The 3305-nt window shown below is 59.0% G+C and carries 3 protein-coding genes and 1 pseudogene; 1 reads left to right on the forward strand and 3 read right to left on the reverse strand.

Annotation, left to right across the window (positions count from 1 at the left end; genetic code table 11):
* The 3 genes and pseudogenes from AAC083_RS07160 to yiaY all read right to left on the reverse strand — a co-directional run.
* Positions 1–269, reverse strand: a pseudogene (locus AAC083_RS07160) (nucleoside-diphosphate sugar epimerase); the annotation flags it as partial.
* A gap of 160 nt (positions 270–429) precedes the next feature.
* Positions 430–768 (reverse strand): outer membrane protein assembly factor BamE, encoded by a 339-nt coding sequence (locus AAC083_RS07165; protein WP_042036960.1) that lies wholly within the window; start codon positions 766–768, stop codon positions 430–432.
* Between the two features lie 135 nt (positions 769–903).
* The gene (gene yiaY, locus AAC083_RS07170) at positions 904–2055 is read right to left on the reverse strand and encodes an L-threonine dehydrogenase (protein ID WP_108536195.1); all 1152 of its coding nucleotides are present in this window, start codon (positions 2053–2055) and stop codon (positions 904–906) included.
* Positions 2056–2435: 380 nt separating this feature from the next.
* Here yiaY and udp point away from each other — a divergent pair, with 380 nt between their 5' ends.
* Positions 2436–3191: a uridine phosphorylase gene (udp, locus tag AAC083_RS07175; protein ID WP_042036957.1), complete on the forward strand. Its 756-nt coding sequence runs from the start codon at positions 2436–2438 to the stop codon at positions 3189–3191.
* Positions 3192–3305: the final 114 nt, after the last annotated feature.

Consider the following 3305-nt stretch of genomic DNA (forward strand, 5'->3'; position numbering starts at 1 on the left):
GCCAGCACATAGTCGTGATCGACCCGGTGAAACGCCTCGTCGGACCCTGCCTGCTTGCGGGTGGTGCCGAGGCAGCAGAAGGCGATGTCGACCGGATCGGGCAGGCTGAGTTCCGCCAGTTGTTCGAAGTCGACCGGCAGCCAGTGATGTTGGGGGCGGGGATCACCCGCCTGGCGACAGAGCAGGGTCAGTGAGTGAGCGGGGTCGAGTTGATGGAGCAGTTCCCGGCCAATCAGCCCGCTGGCCCCGGCGATCAGGATCTGGCTCATGGGTGCTTCCCTGCTTCAACGGGGGCAGCCAAGACCTTGCCAGCGAGCCGTCCGCTGGGATGGGGATGTCGGGGCTGGTTCATGGAGGCTTCCTCGCGAAGATGGGATGGCGGTGGCAACATAAAACAAAACCGGCACGGGGCCGGTTTTGTGAATGCGATCAGAGCGGTGTGTGGAAGGCCGCTGGCAACGGGAAGTCGCCGGTGACCGTGGCCAATTTTTCGTTGGCGAAGGTCAGGGTGAGCTCCCTGCGCTCCTTTTCGCCACGACCCGGCTGGAATTCATAGAGGTAATACCAGGTGTTCGGGTCAAAGGCATCGCGCAGCATGGCGGAACCCAGCACGAACTCGACCTGTTCGCGGGTCATGCCCTGGCGCAGTTTGTCGACCTGTTTTTGTTCCACATAGTTGCCCTGGGGAATATCGATGCGATAGACCAGGCTGCAACCGGACAGGGTGAGGGCGGTCAGGGCCGCGGCAATCAGGTGTTTCATCCGCATATCGAGTTCAGATCATCCATTCAAGTCTTTTTAAGCTCGGCAAATCATACCGGCTCCCTCTGCGGAAGTAAAAAGCCATTGATCCATCAGCCAATAAAAAGGGCCGCCGTGCGACCCTTTCTGCCTGATGGCGGTTTACATGGCGGCGCGGAAGATGGCGACTATCTCCTCATGGCTTGCCTGTTTCGGGTTGGTGAAGCCGCAGGCATCTTTCAGGGCGTTGCTGGCCAGGATATCGAAGTCATCGGCCTTGACGCCGAGCTGCGCCAGACCAGCCGGGATCTTCACATCCAGCGCCAGCTGCTTGATGGCGGCAATCGCCGCATCGGCGCCCTGTTCGTCGTTCATGGTGCTCACGTCCACCCCCATGTAGCGGGCCACCTCTTTCAGCCGAGCGGCGCTCACTTGCGCGTTGTAAGCCTGAACGTGGGGCAGCAGCACGGCGTTGCAGACCCCGTGGGGCAGGTCATAGAAGCCACCCAGCTGGTGGGCCATGGCGTGTACGTAACCCAGGCTTGCGTTGTTGAAGGCCATGCCGGCCAGGAACTGGGCGTAGGCCATCTGCTCGCGGGCATGCAGATCGTCGCCCTGGTTGACCACGGTGCGCAGGTGTTTGGCGATGAGCTGGATCGCCATGATGGCGCTGGCATCGGTCACCGGGGTGGCGATGGTGGAGACATACGCCTCAATGGCGTGGGTCAGGGCATCCATGCCGGTGGCGGCGGTGAGGCCGGCCGGCTTGGCCAGCATCAGCTCGGGATCGTTGACCGACATCAGCGGGGTAACGTGCTTGTCGATGATGGCCATTTTCACGTGGCGCGCTTCGTCGGTGATGATGCAGAAGCGGGTCATCTCGGAGGCGGTACCGGCAGTGGTGTTGATGGCGATGAGCGGCAGCTGCGGCTTGGCGGAGCGATCCACCCCTTCATAATCCCGGATGCTACCTCCGTTGGCGGCGACCAGGGCGATGCCCTTGGCGCAGTCATGGGGCGAGCCCCCCCCCAGCGAGATGACGCAGTCGCAGCCGTTGGCCTTGATCATGGCCAGACCTGATTCGACGTTGGCCATGGTGGGGTTCGGCTTGGTTTCGTCGAACACCACGCTTTCAATGCCATGTTCAGCCAAGAGGGTGATGAGTTTGGCAACCACGCCGATCTGGTTGAGGATTTTATCGGTGACGATCAGCGCCTTGCGATAGCCGTAACCCTTGATATCGGCGGTGGCCTCTTGCAGACAGCCGGCACCCATCAGGTTGATTGCGGGGATGTAGAACTTGAATGTCGCCATGATGAACTCCCTATAGTTAGCCATTAAGTGGTAATTGGTGGTTAAGCTACCATCATGGGCGGGATACAAAAGCATCTTGTTTACAACTTTACGGGGTCGATCACGAGTCGTTAATTAAGCGCTGAACCAGGCTTGACTTTCCCTGTCGTGATCAGTTTGCAGAAAAACGTTTTTCAAGAAATTCATCAAGTTAGCAAACGTTTTGCGCGGAGTTTGTGACTGTCAATGCGTGGAAGTGTGAGGCGCTTCAAGGAATTGGAAAGCGCTTTCGACCATAGTTGGCGCCTCCCCTAAAGAGGGGGAAAGGCTTGAAAGTATCATGAAGAATCATCTTAACTTGCGCCCTGACCCTGCTGGCAGGGGGCAACCAGGAGTCCACTATGTCTGATGTATTTCACTTGGGTTTGAAGAAAGCGGATCTGCAAGGCGCCACCTTGGCGATCGTTCCCGGTGACCCCGAGCGCGTCAAGCGCATCGCAGAGCTGTTGGATAACCCGGTGCACCTGGCCAGCCATCGTGAATTCACTACCTGGCGCGGTGAGATGGACGGCAAGGCCGTGATCATCTGCTCTACCGGTATCGGTGGCCCGTCCACCTCCATCGCGGTTGAAGAGCTGGCCCAGCTCGGTATCAATACCTTCCTGCGTATCGGCACCACAGGTGCCATCCAGCCGCACCTGAACGTGGGTGACGTGATCGTCACTACCGGTTCCGTGCGCCTTGACGGTGCCAGCCTGCACTTTGCACCGATGGAGTTCCCAGCTGTTGCCGACTTCGACTGCACCACCGCGCTGGTCAACACCGCTAAAGAGATGGGCTCCAAGCTGCACATCGGTGTGACTGCCTCTTCCGATACCTTCTACCCGGGTCAGGAGCGTTACGACACCGTATCCGGCCGCGTAGTGAGCCGTTTCCAGGGTTCCATGAAAGAGTGGCAAGCCATGGGCGTGCTGAACTATGAGATGGAATCTGCCACCCTGCTGACCATGTGCACCAGCCAGGGCCTGCGTGCCGGTATGGTGGCTGGCGTTATCGTCAACCGTACCCAGCAGGAAATCCCGAACGCCGAGACCATGGCAAAAACTGAATCTGATGCCATCAAGATCGCATTGGGCGCAGCCCGCAAGCTGATCTGATAGCAGCTCTTGATACAAGAGCACCGAGTGGGGGGTGGGGGCCGTTGCGAAAGCGCGGCCCCTATCTTTATCTACCGTTTACCCCTTTTCCTCTCCCGTCACCCCTTTCACTAT

It is taken from the genome of Aeromonas sp. HMWF014, from assembly GCF_963878295.1.
Lineage (GTDB): Bacteria > Pseudomonadota > Gammaproteobacteria > Enterobacterales > Aeromonadaceae > Aeromonas > Aeromonas popoffii.